We start from the raw sequence: 14,734 nt of genomic DNA on the forward strand, positions 1-14,734 counted from the left end.
TGCCGGGTTACGGACCCGGGAGACCAGCCGGGACGCGACGGCCGAGGACAGCGTGCCGGGGTGTGCCGAACGGATGGGCCGCATCCGCGCGGAGCGAAGCCGTGCGTCGGGACCTCCGCTCCGGCGAGGTGACCGAACCTCCACCGCACGCCGGGTGATCGTCGGGCCTGCAGGCCGCAAAGGGCCGGCTCCCGATGGAGCCGGCCCTTCGCCGTCACCCGGCACGTTGGGGCCCGGGCCCGAGCCGGGTCAACCGCCCGGTGCCACCCCCGTCTTGGCCCCCGCCCCGCACAGCGGCACCACCGCCGTGCGGCCCTCCAGGCCGTGTGCCCGGATCGCGGCCCAGCAGGCCGCGCCCGTGGGCTCGACGAACAGGCCGCGGGCGGCGAGGTCGAGCTGGGCGGCGCGGATCTGGTCGTCCGTCACCGTGTGGAAGGTGCCGCCGCCGGCGCGGACCGCGGAGAGGATCCGGCGGGCCCGGGGCGGGGCGGGGACGGCGATTCCCTCGGCGAGGGTGGGCACCGCCGTTGACGGCGTGATGTCGTCCGCGCCGGCGTGGAACGCGGAGGCCAGCGGCGCGACCGCGGCCGCCTGGACCGCGACGAGCGCGGGGCGCTCCGCGATCAGCCCGTGGGTGTGCAGTTCCTCGACGGCGAGATGCGCGCCGAGCAGCAGGGTGCCGTTGCCGGCGGGCAGGACCAGCGCCTCGGGCAGGCTGCCGCCGAGGTCCTCCCACACCTCGTACACGTAGGTCTTCGTGCCGTGCAGGAAGTACGGGTTGTGGACGTGGGAGGCGTAGAAGACCCCGTCCTCGTCGGCTGCCGCGCGTGCGGCGCGTGCGGCCGTCTCCCGGTCGCCGGGCACGAGTTCCGGGCGGGCGCCGTGCGCGGTGATCTGCTCGATCTTCTTCGGGGAGGTCGCGGCCGGGACGTACACGGTGCAGTCCAGGCCGGCGCGGGCGCAGTACGCGGCGATCGACGTGCCCGCGTTGCCGCTGCTGTCGGCGATCACGCGCCGGGGCTTCAGACGGCGGGCGAGTTCGGCGAGCATCACCGCTCCGCGGTCCTTGAACGACAGGGTCGGCATCAGGAAGTCGAGCTTCGCGGTCACCGTGCCGGTGAGCGGTACCAGCGGGGTCCGGCCCTCGCCGAGCGAGACGGCTCCCGGGCCGCCACCCGTGGCCTCCGTCGCGGCGAGCGGCAGCGCCTCCTCGTACCGCCACAGCGAATTGGCCCTCCCCGCGAGGGAGTCGAGCGGCACCGGGGCCGCCGCGAAGTCGAGGTCCCAGGGGCCGTGGCACCGCGGGCAGCGCCAGGCGAACGACTCGACCGGGGACCGCACGTCGCACATCGGGCACTGATAGTCCGTCATGTGATCCAGGATGGCAGTTGTGTGGCACACGTGTTACGGGCCGTCCCGAACTCTTGTGGGATTCCTATGGATCAGCCAATCTTTCGGACGGTAGCGGCATGGCGATTCGCGGGCACCCACCGCGTTGTCATTGTCATGTTCCTGCCGCATTCCCCCACAGCAACGCACCACCAATGAGGAGGATCCCTCACATGTCCGTGATGCGTAACTCGCGGCGAAGACTGTCCGCGGCCAGCGCGATAGCCGTCGCCGCCCTGGCACTCGGTGCCGCCTCCGCCCTCCCGGCCACCGCGGCAGAGCCCGCCCCGGTGGGCGTGATCGAGAACGCGGGCGCCCCCGGTGCCATCCCCGGCAGCTACATCGTCACCCTCGACGAGTCGGCCGCCGACGCCGGTTCCAAGGCGGGCAAGGACCTCGCCGCGGAGTACGGCGCCAAGATCAAGAAGACGTACAGCTCCGCCCTCAACGGATACGCCGTCGAGCTCTCCGAGGCGCAGGCCAGGAAGTTCGCCGGGGACCCCGCCGTCGAATCCGTCGTGCAGAACCGGGTGTTCACCATCTCCGGCACCCAGCCGAACCCGCCCTCCTGGGGCCTGGACCGCATCGACCAGCGCGCGCTGCCGCTCGACCAGAGCTACACCTACCCCGACTCCGCGGGCGAGGGCGTCACCGCGTACATCATCGACACCGGTGTACGGATCACCCACAGCGACTTCGGTGGCCGCGCCTCGTACGGCTACGACGCCATCGACAACGACAACACGGCGCAGGACGGCAACGGCCACGGCACGCACGTCGCCGCCACGGTCGCCGGCGGTGCCTACGGCGTCGCGAAGAAGGCGAAGGTCGTCGGCGTCCGGGTGCTCAACAACTCCGGTTCCGGCACGACCGCCCAGGTCGTCGCGGGCATCGACTGGGTGACGCAGAACGCGGTCAAGCCGGCCGTCGCCAACATGAGCCTCGGCGGCGGCGTCGACACGGCGCTGGACACCGCGGTCCGCAACTCCATCGCGTCCGGCATCACCTACGCCGTGGCGGCGGGCAACAGCGGCGCCAACGCCTCCAACTACTCCCCGGCCCGGGTGACCGAGGCCATCACCGTCGGCTCCACGACCAGCACCGACGCGCGCTCCAGCTTCTCCAACTACGGCAGCGTGCTGGACATCTTCGCGCCGGGCTCGTCCATCACGTCGGCGTGGAACACCAGCGACAGCGCGACCAACACCATCTCCGGCACCTCGATGGCCACCCCGCACGTCGCCGGTGCCGCCGCCCTCTACCTGGCGGACAACCGGACGGCCACCCCGGCACAGGTGTCCTCGGCACTGACCACCGCGGCGACCCCGAACGTGGTCGGCAACCCGGGTTCCGGCTCGCCGAACCGGCTGCTGTACGTCGGAGGCGGCACGACCACGCCGCCCGGGCCGAAGTTCGAGAACACCGCCGACTACCCGATCAGCGACAACGCCACCGTGGAGTCGCCCGTCACCGTCAGCGGCATCGCGGGCAACGCGCCCGCCGCGCTCCAGGTGCCGGTCGGCATCGTGCACACCTACATCGGTGACCTCCAGGTCCAGCTCATCGCCCCGGACGGCACCGCGTACACGCTGAAGTCGTACGGCACCGGCGGCAGCAGCGACAACATCAACACCACGTACACCGTGAACGCCTCCTCGGAGGTCGCGAACGGCACCTGGAAGCTGCGGGTGAGCGACAACGCCCGCTACGACACGGGCCGGATCGACGCCTGGGGCCTCCAGTTCTGACTCCCGCAGTGCCGGACCGTGCCGGTCCGGAGCCCGACCAGCAGTGAGGGGCGGCCGCGCCGAGCGGCCGCCCCTTCCGCGTATTCCGGATGTCCGCCGCACGGCCGCCACCGTATGATCCGCTGATCCGCGCAGATGTTCGCATGATCTTCACAAGGAGCGCCGCACCCGTGGAACCGTCGTCGCAGGGATGGACGCCTCCGGGCGGACCCGGCCCGGCGCAGCCGCCCGCCCCGTCGCCGCAGCCTGCGCCGGCGGCGTACCCGTACCCGACGCCGGCGGGCGGGCCGCCGGGCATGCCCTATCCGCCCTACGGCGCGCTGCCGCGGCGGCCCGCCACCAACGGCTTCGCCATCGGCTCCCTCGTCACGGGAATCGTGTGCTGTCTGCCCCCGCTCGGCCTCGTCCTCGGGCTGATCGCGCTGGCGCAGATCAAGAAGAGGGGGGACGAGGGAAGGGGCCTGGCGATCGCCGGCACCGTGCTCTCCGTCATCAGCACGATCCTCATGACCGTCGCGTTCGCCACCGGCACCGTCGGCGAGGCGTGGGACGGCTTCCGGAAGGCCGCCCGCGAGAGCGCGGCGGCGGACTCCACGTTCGACCTGCGGACCGGGCAGTGCTTCGACACCCCGGGCCGTGGCCTGGAGGACGAGGAGGAGGCGGAGTCCGTCCGGACCGTGGACTGCGACAGACCCCACGAGGGCGAGGTGACGGGCACCTTCCCGCTCGACAGGTTCGACGAGTGGCCCGGGCAGAAGGCCGTCGAGACCGAGGCGGAGCGGCGGTGCGAGGACATCAACAGCGGCTACACGCTGGACTGGTGGGCCGTACCGGAGACGGCGGAGCCGTACTACTACATGCCGACGAGGGACAGTTGGCGCTTCGGCGACCGCAAGGTCGCCTGCGCCCTGGCGAGCGCCGGCCCCAAGCTCGAGTCGTCCGTCCGCAGCGACCGGACGACCCTCGACCCGGCACAACTCGCCTATCTGGAGGGCGAGCTGGCCGTCGACACGGTCTGGTGGGAGGAGCCGGAGGAGCTCTTCGAGGACGACCCGGAGGCCAACCGCGCCTGGGCCGAGCGGATGGCGCGGACGCTGGACACCGAGGCCCGTGAACTGCGCGCGGGGCCCTGGCCCGCGGCCGCCCGCAAGCACGCCCTGGCCCGCGCGAAGGAGTACGACACGGCACGCCGCCATTTCGGCCGGGCGGCGGCGGCGCAGGACGAGGACGGCTTCTGGGACGCCACGTCGGAGGCGGGCGACGCCTTCCGCCAGAAGACCGAGATCGCCGTCCGGTCCGCCCTGGGGCTGGCCACGGAGCCCCCGGAGGAGCCCGGCGACCCCGAGGACGAGGACCCGCTGCCGAGCGAGGACACGACGGTCTGACGACACGACGGTCTGGCGACGCGGCGGTCTGGCGACGCGGCGGTCCCAGGCGCATCGCCCCGCGGTGCGTCGCGGGCGGCGGGCGCCGGCTGCTGTGCGTGTGCCGGGCTCCCGCCGCCCACGAGCGGGTGAGGGAGGGTCAGCGGCCCCTCAGACCCCGGTCGACGGCCGTGATGAGCTCCCCGTCCGGCGTGTCCCCGTCCAGGGACCAGAACATCGCGCCGCCGAGCCCGCGATCACGGACGTACGCGCTCTTGGTGCGCAGCACCTGCGGGTCGTCGTACGTCCACAGCGTGGTGCCGTCGAAGAGCCAGGCGTGGCCGTTCCGGCGGTCGCGGTGGAGCGTGTAGGTGCCCGAACCGGCGAGCTTCTTGAGGGCCTTGTAGTCCTCGTACCCCGCCGCCCAGGTGGCCGGAGCGGGTGCGCTCGCCGGCTGTCCGAGGCCGTCGCCGCCGCCGGTGACGCCCGTCCAGCCCTGGCCGTAGAACGGGATGCCCATGACCAGCTTCCGGGCGGGAGCCCCGCGGCGCAGCCAGTCGCGCACGGTCCGGTCCACGCTGTAGTCGTCCCGTGCGTGGAGGGCCGACTGCTGCGCGGTGGTCTTCTCGCCGGAGACGTGGAAGTCGTAGCCCTGGAGGGTCACGAAGTCCAGATCGCGCATGATCCGGGGAACCTCGAAACCGGCGTCGATCTTGGCGGCGGCCGCCGGGACGAACGCCGTCAGTTCGTAGTGCTTGCGCTTCTTCAGGGACCTGCCGTACGCGTCGAGCTGAGTGCGGAACTCCCGTACCAGTGCGGTGAAGTTCCGTTTGTCCTCGGGCCGGTACACGGTGTCCGTGTCGCCCTCCGACCCCGGCCACTCCCAGTCGAGGTCGATGCCGTCGAAGACTCCGGCGGCCGCCCCGGCCCCGCCGCGCGCGCCGTCCACGGGCAGATCGCCCTTGATGTACAGGTCGAGGCAGGAGGCCACGAACGCCTTGCGCGAGGCGGGGGTCCGGGCCGCGTCGGAGAAGTGCGTGGACCAGCTCCAGCCGCCGAGCGAGATCAGCACCTTGAGACCGGGGTGCTTGGCCTTGAGCTCGCGCAGTTGGTTGAAGTTGCCCGCGAGTGGCTGCTCGGCGGTGTCGGCGACGCCGTCGACCGAGGCCGCCGCGTCCAGGGGACGGGCGTAGTCCGCCCAGGCGTCGGCCTCTCCGGGCACATTGCCGGTGAAGCACTTGCCGTCCGCGCTCACGTTGCCGAACGCGTAGTTGATGTGCGTGAGCTTCGCGGCGGTGCCGCTGGTGTCCAGGTCCTTCACCTGGAAGTTCCGTCCGTACACGCCCCATTGGGTGAAATAGCCGACGCGTTTGTGGGCGTGGGGCGCGGGTGGGCGGCCGTGGCCGGTGCCGGCCGCGGCCGCCGGGGCGAGCGGGGCGAGGAGCGCGAGCGAGGCGGCGGCGATGGTCAGCCGGGCAAGGGTTCTTCGGCGCATGAGGCTCATTCCTGTGCGTGTGCCGGAGGGCTTCCAGGGGCGGTCGTGCTGCCGTGCGCGTACGCGGAGAAAGGTATTGGTCTGGACCATTGCGGTCAAGGATTCGATGCACGTCCGTGCGAAGCCCGATGCCCTACCGGAGGTAATCGACCACCCCTCCGGCGGTAATTACTGCTCGTGATGCATTGGCCCATGCTTGCGAGGATCAACCGTCGGTTGCCACGCTGTTGCTGTCTGTCAACCTGTTGGGAGTGGCCAGTGACATTCGGTGAGCAGCCCGCCTATCTGCGCGTTGCGAGCGACCTCCGCCAGAAGATCGTCAGTGGCTCGCTGCCGCCGCACACCCGCCTTCCCTCGCAGGCCCGGATCCGCGAGGAGTACGGGGTCTCGGACACCGTGGCGCTGGAGGCGCGGAAGGTGCTGATGGCCGAGGGGCTGGTGGAGGGGCGTTCCGGCTCGGGGACGTACGTGCGGGAGCGGCCGGTGCCGCGGCGCGTCTCCCGCTCGGGCTACCGGCCGCCGTCCGGTGCCAATCCCTTCCGGCAGGAGCAGGCCGCCGAGGGCGTCCGAGGCACCTGGGAGTCGAGCAGCGAGCAGGAGCCGGCGAGTGCGGCCGTCGCGGGCAGGCTGGGAGTCGCCCCCGGCGACCGCGTGATGCGCACGAGATACGTCTTCCGGGACGCCGGCGAGCCGACGATGCTCTCCACCTCGTGGGAGCCGCTCTCGATCACGGGCCGCACGCCGGTGATGCTGCCCGAAGAGGGGCCGCTCGGCGGCTGCGGCGTCGTCGAGCGGATGGGCGCCATCGACGTCGTCGTGGACAACGTGGTGGAGGAGGTCGGCGCACGGCCGGGGCTGGCGGAGGAACTGCTGACCCTCGGCGGGGTGCCCGGCCATGTGGTGATGGTCATCCAGCGCACCTACTACGCGTCGGGTCGTGCCGTCGAGACGGCGGACGTGGTGGTTCCGGCGGACCGCTTCCGGATCGCGTACCACCTTCCGGTGCGCTGACTCCGGGTGTCCCCGCCCGCGGTGCGCCGGCCCGCGGAGTGCGGGGCGCCGATGCGCCGGTCTCCGTGGCGCGGAGACCGGTGGCGTCCCCCGTGGGGGCGTCCCGCCTCCCCGCCTCGGGTCCCGGGTGCTCGCCTGCGAAGTGCGCGCAGCGCGGGGCGCGTTGACGAGCTCAGGTCGGGCCGAGGCGGCCGGTGTGGCCCCTGCCTGCTCGGCCTGCCCCGGCTCGCTCCGTTCGCCCCTCCCCTGGGCGGTCCTCTTCCCGTACGCCCCTCGTGCGCTCGGTCTCGCGCCCGCCGAGGGCGTCGACCCCGCCGTGGCGTCTCCCGCCCGTCGGCAACCGCTGATCGCCGGTCACCGTTCACAGCCGGCCCGGGCCCGGGCCCGGGCTGCGGGAGTGCGGAGAAGTCTCACGGCAGTTCGTCGCGGCCGGACTCACTTCGCTGCCCTGCCTGTTGACGCCCCCGGCGCCGACGGGCGAGAGGCGGCTCGGCCGTCTCGTCGGCGTCCGGCCGGGCCCACTTCCGCAGAAAGCCGACCGAGACGCCGGCGAGCTGCTCCGTTGACGAGCAGCAGCCGGGCGCCGTCCGCGAGGCCGTACCCGGCGCGGCCGCCCGCTCGCCGTGCCGCCCGGCGGACGCCGAAGGTGGCGGAATCCGCCGGGCGAAGCGTCCTGCGGCGGCATGATGGAGGGGCGCACTCGGCCAAGTGCGCCCCTCGTATATGAGGGGACGCTGGCCGGATCCGTCTCTCTTCGTAAAAAGACATATCCGCTGAGTAAAGGTCAGGCGTAAGCTCGGGCATATGCAGACTGCGGTTTCCTGGGGATCGTTAGAGAAGTGCAGGCCGGCGGCGGGAGAGGCGCGATGACCGACGGTGGCACGATGCTGCCCTGGCTGGTGATTCGCCAGGACGACAACGGCAATCGCTATCGCGTGGGCAGGTACGCCACAGAGGACGAGGCGCAGAAGGTCGCGGACAGCCTCGGTGACCGGGGGCACGAGCAGCTCTACTGGGTCGAGCGCATGGGGCAGACCGCGCCCTCCTGAGCGGGGCCGGCGGTCGCCGCACCGGGGCCGGGCGTGCGCCCGCGGGCCGGAGCGCCCCTCGCCGGGCGGGTTACGCTCCCGCGCATGACAGATCGTGTGAAAGCCCGCGTCGTGGTGGCCGGGGCCCTCTACGACCGGGGGCGTCTGCTCGCCGCGCGCCGCAGCGCACCGCCCGAGTTCGCCGGACGCTGGGAGCTGCCGGGCGGCAAGCTCGAACCGGGCGAGTCCCCCGAGGAGGCCCTCGTCCGCGAGCTGCGCGAGGAGCTGGGTGTGGAGGCGGAGCCGGTCGAGCGGGTCCCCGGCGAGTGGCCGCTGGGCCCCGGCTATGTGCTCCAGGTCTGGACGGCGCGGCTGATCTCGGGTCAGCCGCGCCCACTGGAGGACCACGACGAGCTGCGCTGGCTCGCCGTCGACGAACTGGACGCCGTGGACTGGCTGCCCCAGGACCGTCCCGCCGTCGAGGAGGCCGTGCGCCGTCTGCCGCGGGACCGGCCGGGGAGCGCACGCGGCTGAATTCCTACGCCGTTCGTGCCACCGCACGCCCCTCTCGGGGATACGCCGCACTAAATATCGGGTATGTCCTGATTGCCGCCCCAAAGTGGACGGGATTCCGTGGCAGGTCCGGGAAGTGGTCGGCGTGATCGACACCGAAGGCGCATGCGCCGAGTGGACCTTCCCTGCCGAGCCGGACGCCGCGCGTTCCGCCCGCCACGCCGTCCGCGACGCCCTGCGGAAGTGGGGCCTCGAGCCCGCCGTGGTCGATGTGACGGTCCTCCTGGTCAGTGAGCTGGTGACCAATTCCCTTCGGTACACCTCCGGGCCCATCGGGGTGCGGCTGGTCCGGCCGGTCGTCGACGGGTCGGTCCCGCCGCGACCCCCCGCGCTGCTCGTGGAGGTCTCCGATCCGCTTCCGGATCCGCCCCTGGAACGCCCCGCGGGGCCCGATGACGAGGGCGGACGCGGTCTCCAGCTGGTGGCGTGTGCGGCTCGCCGCTGGGGGACGCGACGCGGCAGAGCGGGCAAGACCGTGTGGTTCGAGCTGCCCCTGCCTGGTTAGGAGTGTGGGGGGACGACGATCACTGCGTGCTCGGCTCAAAACGAACGAGACCGTGCTGTGATCGTGAACGCCGTGCCGCCAGGCGCCGTAGTGCTGAATACTGCGGGCATGGCCGGTCCGGTGCGGTGAGCTGGAGGGGACGGTCGCGTGAGCGAGATACCTGAGACGGCGAGCGGCGTGGTGTGGCAGAGCAGTCCGCCCGGCTCCATTTACGACTACATCAAGGTCGCGTCGTTCTCGATCGGCCCTGACGGGCTGGTCGACCAGTGGAGTCGGCGTGCCGCCGAGCAGTTCGGCATCTGTGCCGAGGACGTCAGGGGCAAGGACCCGGTCGACGTCTTCATCCCCTCGGAACTCCGCCCGCGAGGTCACCGCAAGGTCGCCGAGATCCTGGACGGCAAGGAGTGGACGGGCCTCGTCCCCTTCCGCCTGCCGGGCGAGGGCGGCGCGCACGGGCTGGCCGAGGTCTACGTCATGCCGAGCGAGACGGAGAACGGCGAGCGTGCCGCGCTCTGTATCGTCGTCGACGTACGCGCCCTACGGCGGATCGAGACGGATCTCGCCGCTTCGCAGGCGATTTTCGGTCAATCTCCTTTTGGCTTCCTCCTGTTCGGTACCGACCTCACCGTGCTGCGCGCCAACGAGCGTTTCGCGACGGTCTTCGGCGGCGTCGCCGAGGACCACCGCGGACGGACCGTGTACGACTACCTCTCCCGCCCCGAGGCGGATCGGATGACCGCCGCCCTCCAACGGGTGCTGGAAACCGGGGAGTCGGTCACCGACCTCCAGATCGTCGGCAGCGCCCCCGGCAGCTCCGACCGGCGGCACTGGGCGGTCAACCTCTACCGCGTGCACAGCGGTTCCGGCCGGCCCGTCGGGGTCGCGGGGCTCGGCATCGATGTGACCCGCCGCCAGATCGCGGCCCGCGAGGCGGCCAGCGCCCGCCGCAACCTCGCCCTGCTCAACGAGGCCAGTGCCCGCATCGGCAACTCCCTCGACCTGGAGACCACCGCACGCGAACTCCTCGACGTCGCCGTCCCCGGGTTCTGCGACCTTGCCGCCGTGGACCTCTACCAGGGGCTGCTCACGGGCGAAGAGGCCCCACCCGGACGCTGGGGCCCCGCCCGGCCCGAGAGCTACGGCGGCAGCGCCGAGCTGCGCCGGGTCGCCTTCGCCAGCACCGTGTCCGAGAGCCTGCTCGGCGGCGCCTCCGGGGCGGGTACACCGGCCAGCCCCCAGGTCGGCGCGGTCCACCACTACCCCTTCAGCTCCGCCTGCTCCGACGCCCTGCGCACGGCCAGGGTCCGCGCCATCCCCGGCGAGGAGGGCAGCCTCGTCCAGTCCACGCTGGCCGTGCCGATGGTCGCCCACGACACGGTCGTCGGTCTCGTCCAGTTCTCCCGGGCCAAGGGCAGCGAGCCCTTCGGCGAGCGGGACCGGGCACTCGCCGTCGAGCTCGCCGCACGTGCCGCGGTCTGCATCGACAACGCCCGCCTCTACCGCCGTGAGCACGAGCGCGCCCTGATCCTCCAGCGCAGCCTCCTGCCGCCCGGCGACCCGGAGGCCGCCGGTCTCGACATCGCCTGCCGCTATCTCCCGGGCAACACGGCCACCGAGGTCGGCGGCGACTGGTTCGACGTCATCGAACTCCCCGGCCACCGCACCGCCCTCGTCGTCGGCGACGTCATGGGGCGGGGACTGCGCGCCGCCGTGGCCATGGGCGAACTGCGGACCGCCGTACGGACGTTGGCCCTCCTGGACCTGGAGCCCGCGGAGGTGCTCTCCGCGCTCGACGAGATCGCCCGCGGACTCGGCACGCCGAGCGGGGCCCAGCAGGCCTCCAGGGTCGCCCACAAGTCCCGCGGGCCCGAGCTCTCCGAGGTCTACCTGGCGACCTGCGTCTACGCCGTGTACGACCCGGTGACCCGGCGCTGCACCTTCGCCAACGCCGGCCATCTGCCGCCGGTCCTCGTCGAGCCGGGCGAGGAGGCGTTGATGCTCGACGTGCCGCCAGGGATGCCGCTCGGGGTGGGCGGCGAACCCTTCGAGGAGGTCCAGGTGGAGCTTCCGGAGGGCGCGCTGCTCGCGCTGTACACCGACGGGCTCGTCGAGTCGCGCGACCATCCTCTGGACGAAGGGCTCAGTGCCTTCCGCCGCGCCCTGACCGAGCCGGCCCGCTCCGTGCCGGAGCCCCGTTCCCCCCACGGCCCCGCGGGCGGACCGGGCGGCGGGACGCCCGACGCCCTCGAAGGCGGATCCCGCTCGCGTTCGCTCGAGGACGTCTGCGACCACGTGCTCGCCACCCTCGACACCCGGCACGGCGAGGACGACATCGCGCTGCTGATGGCCCGTATCCAGGGCCTGGCGAGCGAGGCCGTGGGGGACTGGCGGCTGCCGCGCGAACCGCGGTCCGTGGGACGCGCCCGCGAGCTGGCCCGGGCCCAGCTCAGCGCCTGGGACCTCGACCCGCTCGTCGACACGGTCGAACTGCTCGTCAGCGAGTTGGTCACCAACGCCCTGCGCTACGGCGAGGGCGAGATCCGGCTGCGGCTGCTGCGCGACCGCACCCTCGTCTGCGAGGTGTGGGACGCGGGTCTCGTGCAGCCGCGGCGCCGGCGGGCACGGGACACCGACGAGGGCGGCCGGGGCCTGCAACTGGTCGGTCTGCTGAGCGCCGCCTGGGGCTCCCGCCGGACGCCCCGGGGCAAGACCGTGTGGTTCGAACTCGCCCTGCCCGACGGGGACTCGACGGCCGAGCCCAGCGTGGAGCAGCTCCTGAGCATGTTCTGAAACCCGAGGGGCGGGCGGTCCGCACGGCCGGCCCCGCCCGCCCCTCGGCGAGACGTCCGTGCCCGGGCACGGACGGGAGGCAGTGCTACGTCGTGCGCTCGTCCCGGCGCCGGATCCTGCTGCCCAGCCACACCAGCGGGTCGTACTTCCGGTCGACGGCGCGCTCCTTGAGCGGGATCAGCGCGTTGTCCGTGATGTGGATTCCCTCGGGGCACACCTCGGTGCAGCACTTGGTGATGTTGCAGTAGCCCAGACCGTGCTCCTCCTGGGCCGTACGCCTGCGGTCGAGGCCCGACTCGGCCGCGGCGTCCAGCGGGTGCATGTCGAGCTCGGCCACGCGCATCAGGAAGCGCGGTCCGGCGAAGGCCGTCTTGTTCTCCTCGTGGTCACGCACCACATGGCAGGTGTCCTGGCACAGGAAGCACTCGATGCACTTGCGGAACTCCTGGGAGCGGTCCACGTCGATCTGCTGCATCCGGTACTCGCCCGCCGCGACACCCGGCGGCGGCACGAAGGACGGCACTTCCCTGGCCTTGGCGTAGTTGAAGGACACGTCGGTGACCAGGTCGCGCACCACCGGGAAGGCGCGCAGCGGGGTGACCGTGATGGTCTCGGCGCGGTCGAAGACCGACATGCGGGTCATGCACATCAGCCGCGGACGGCCGTTGATCTCCGCGCTGCACGAACCGCACTTGCCCGCCTTGCAGTTCCAGCGGACCGCGAGATCACCCGCCTGGGTGGCCTGCAGCCGGTGGATGATGTCGAGGACGACCTCGCCGTCGTGGACCTCGACCGTGAAGTCCTCGAGGTCCCCGCCGTCCTGGTCGCCCCGCCATACCCTGAACCGAGCGTCGTACGTGCTCATTCGTACAGCTCCTCTTCGGCGAGGTACTTGACCAGCTCTTCCTTCTCGAAGAGGGAGAGCAGGTCGTGGCGGATGGGCTCGGTGGTCTTCCGGGCGAGGTCGATCTGGCCGCGTACGGGGTCGGCGGCCGGAGCGCCGGGTTCCACCGGTCCGAAGGACATGGCGCGGTCGGTGAGACGGCACAGCAGATTGATCCGCCGCCACTCGCGCTCCATCGCGGGGCAGTCCTCGCGGGTGTGGCCGCCGCGGCTCTCGGTGCGCTCCAGGGCGGAGCGGGCGATGCATTCGCTGACCAGCAGCATGTTGCGCAGGTCCAGGGCGAGGTGCCAGCCGGGATTGAACTGGCGGTGGCCCTCCACGCCGGCCCTCCGGGCGCGGACCCGCAGATCGGCGAGCTTCTTCAGCGCCTGCGCCATCTCGGACTCCCGCCGGATGATGCCGACCAGGTCGTTCATCGTCTGCTGGAGCTCCTGGTGGAGCGTGTACGGGTTCTCCGGCGGTGCGTCCGGCTCGGGACCCTCGGCGCTGAAGGGCCGCAGCGCCTCCGCCGCGGCCGCGTCGATCTGCTCCTCGTCGACCGCGGGCCGCGCACCCGCGAGGCCCGCGGCGTACTCGGCGGCGTGCAGTCCGGCGCGCCGCCCGAAGACCAGCAGATCCGAGAGGGAGTTGCCGCCCAGGCGGTTGGAGCCGTGCATGCCGCCGGCGACCTCGCCCGCCGCGTACAGGCCGGGCACGCCGATCGTGGCCGCCGTGTCCGACTCGACCGCGATGCCGCCCATCACGTAGTGGCAGGTCGGCCCGACCTCCATCGCCTCCGCCGTGATGTCCACGTCCGCCAGCTCCTTGAACTGGTGGTACATGGACGGCAGCCGGCGCTTGATCACCTCGGCCGGCATCCGGGTCGAGACGTCCAGGAACACCCCGCCGTGCGGAGAGCCGCGGCCCGCCTTCACCTCGGCGTTGATGGCCCGGGCGACCTCGTCCCGGGGGAGCAGCTCGGGAGGACGCCGGTTGTTGTCCGGGTCCTCGTACCAGCGGTCGCCCTCCTCCTCCGTCTCCGCGTACTTCTCCTTGAAGACGTCAGGGACGTAGTCGAACATGAACCGCTTGCCCTCGGAGTTGCGCAGCACCCCTCCGTCGCCGCGCACCGACTCGGTGACGAGGATGCCCTTCACCGAGGGCGGCCAGACCATTCCGGTCGGATGGAACTGCACGAACTCCATGTTCAGCAGCGGCGCCCCGGCGAGCAGCGCCAGCGCGTGCCCGTCGCCGGTGTACTCCCAGGAGTTGGAGGTGACCTTGAAGGACTTGCCGATCCCTCCGGTGGCCAGCACGACCGCCGGTGCCTCCAGCACGAAGAAGCGGCCGGACTCGCGCTCGTAGCAGAAGGCGCCCGAAACCCTGTCGCCGTCCTTGAGCACCCGGGTCACCGTGCACTCCTGGAAGACCTTCAGCCGGGCCTCGGGGTCGCCGACCTCCCGCTCGTCCTCCTGCTGGAGCGAGACGATCTTCTGCTGGAGGGTCCGGATCAGTTCCAGTCCGGTCCGGTCGCCGACGTGCGCCAGCCGCGGGTACTCGTGGCCGCCGAAGTTGCGCTGGGAGATCTTCCCGTCCTTGGTGCGGTCGAAGAGCGCGCCCCAGGTCTCCAGCTCCCAGACGCGGTCGGGGGCCTCCTGGGCGTGCAGTTCCGCCATCCGCCACTGGTTGAGGAACTTCCCGCCGCGCATGGTGTCGCGGAAGTGGACCTGCCAGTTGTCGTGGGAGTTCACATTGCCCATGGAGGCGGCGATCCCGCCCTCCGCCATCACGGTGTGGGCCTTGCCGAACAGGGACTTGCAGATCACGGCCGTACGGGCGCCCGCCTCACGCGCCTCGATGGCGGCCCGCAGCCCCGCACCACCCGCGCCCACGACGACAACATCCCACTGCTGCCGTTCGAGCTCAGTCATCGGTGAGCACCTTTCCC

At 72.1% G+C, this 14,734-nt stretch carries 11 protein-coding genes; 7 read left to right on the top strand and 4 right to left on the bottom strand.

The features are described 5' to 3' along the window. Positions 1-249: 249 nt before the first annotated feature. Positions 250-1,371: a pyridoxal-phosphate dependent enzyme gene (locus tag BLT82_RS04335; protein ID WP_093652454.1), complete on the bottom strand. Its 1,122-nt coding sequence runs from the start codon at positions 1,369-1,371 to the stop codon at positions 250-252. Between the two features lie 191 nt (positions 1,372-1,562). On the opposite strand from BLT82_RS04335, the gene BLT82_RS04340 reads away from it, so the two are divergent. Both BLT82_RS04340 and BLT82_RS04345 read left to right on the top strand, forming a co-directional pair. After that, positions 1,563-3,137, top strand: coding sequence for a S8 family peptidase (locus BLT82_RS04340; RefSeq protein ID WP_093652455.1), 1,575 nt, complete (start codon positions 1,563-1,565; stop codon positions 3,135-3,137). Positions 3,138-3,433: 296 nt separating this feature from the next. Further along, complete coding sequence (locus tag BLT82_RS04345; RefSeq protein ID WP_244291829.1) at positions 3,434-4,522, top strand: DUF4190 domain-containing protein; 1,089 nt, start codon at positions 3,434-3,436, stop codon at positions 4,520-4,522. 139 nt (positions 4,523-4,661) lie between these two features. Here BLT82_RS04345 and BLT82_RS04350 read toward each other — a convergent pair whose 3' ends face one another. Next, positions 4,662-5,996 (bottom strand): glycoside hydrolase family 18 protein, encoded by a 1,335-nt coding sequence (locus BLT82_RS04350; protein ID WP_093652457.1) that lies wholly within the window; start codon positions 5,994-5,996, stop codon positions 4,662-4,664. A gap of 258 nt (positions 5,997-6,254) precedes the next feature. Here BLT82_RS04350 and BLT82_RS04355 point away from each other — a divergent pair, with 258 nt between their 5' ends. The 5 genes from BLT82_RS04355 to BLT82_RS04375 all read left to right on the top strand — a co-directional run bounded on the left by BLT82_RS04355 (position 6,255) and on the right by BLT82_RS04375 (position 11,903). Further along, positions 6,255-7,007, top strand: coding sequence for a GntR family transcriptional regulator (locus tag BLT82_RS04355; RefSeq protein WP_093652458.1), 753 nt, complete (start codon positions 6,255-6,257; stop codon positions 7,005-7,007). A gap of 866 nt (positions 7,008-7,873) precedes the next feature. Continuing rightward, positions 7,874-8,056 (top strand): SPOR domain-containing protein, encoded by a 183-nt coding sequence (locus tag BLT82_RS04360; protein ID WP_093652459.1) that lies wholly within the window; start codon positions 7,874-7,876, stop codon positions 8,054-8,056. A gap of 84 nt (positions 8,057-8,140) precedes the next feature. After that, positions 8,141-8,569 (top strand): (deoxy)nucleoside triphosphate pyrophosphohydrolase, encoded by a 429-nt coding sequence (locus tag BLT82_RS04365; protein ID WP_208867693.1) that lies wholly within the window; start codon positions 8,141-8,143, stop codon positions 8,567-8,569. Between the two features lie 115 nt (positions 8,570-8,684). After that, positions 8,685-9,113, top strand: coding sequence for an ATP-binding protein (locus tag BLT82_RS04370; protein WP_093652461.1), 429 nt, complete (start codon positions 8,685-8,687; stop codon positions 9,111-9,113). 147 nt (positions 9,114-9,260) lie between these two features. Further along, positions 9,261-11,903 (top strand): SpoIIE family protein phosphatase, encoded by a 2,643-nt coding sequence (locus BLT82_RS04375; RefSeq protein WP_093652462.1) that lies wholly within the window; start codon positions 9,261-9,263, stop codon positions 11,901-11,903. An 85-nt stretch (positions 11,904-11,988) separates the two neighbouring features. Here the strand turns inward: BLT82_RS04375 and BLT82_RS04380 are convergent, their stop codons facing one another. Further along, the gene (locus BLT82_RS04380) at positions 11,989-12,768 is read right to left on the bottom strand and encodes a succinate dehydrogenase/fumarate reductase iron-sulfur subunit (protein ID WP_093652463.1); all 780 of its coding nucleotides are present in this window, start codon (positions 12,766-12,768) and stop codon (positions 11,989-11,991) included. Next, complete coding sequence (locus BLT82_RS04385; RefSeq protein ID WP_093652464.1) at positions 12,765-14,717, bottom strand: fumarate reductase/succinate dehydrogenase flavoprotein subunit; 1,953 nt, start codon at positions 14,715-14,717, stop codon at positions 12,765-12,767. Before BLT82_RS04385 ends, BLT82_RS04380 begins: the two co-directional genes overlap by 4 nt. Between the last annotated feature and the right edge of the window lie 17 nt (positions 14,718-14,734).

It is taken from the genome of Streptomyces wuyuanensis (assembly GCF_900103455.1).
GTDB lineage: Bacteria > Actinomycetota > Actinomycetes > Streptomycetales > Streptomycetaceae > Streptomyces > Streptomyces wuyuanensis.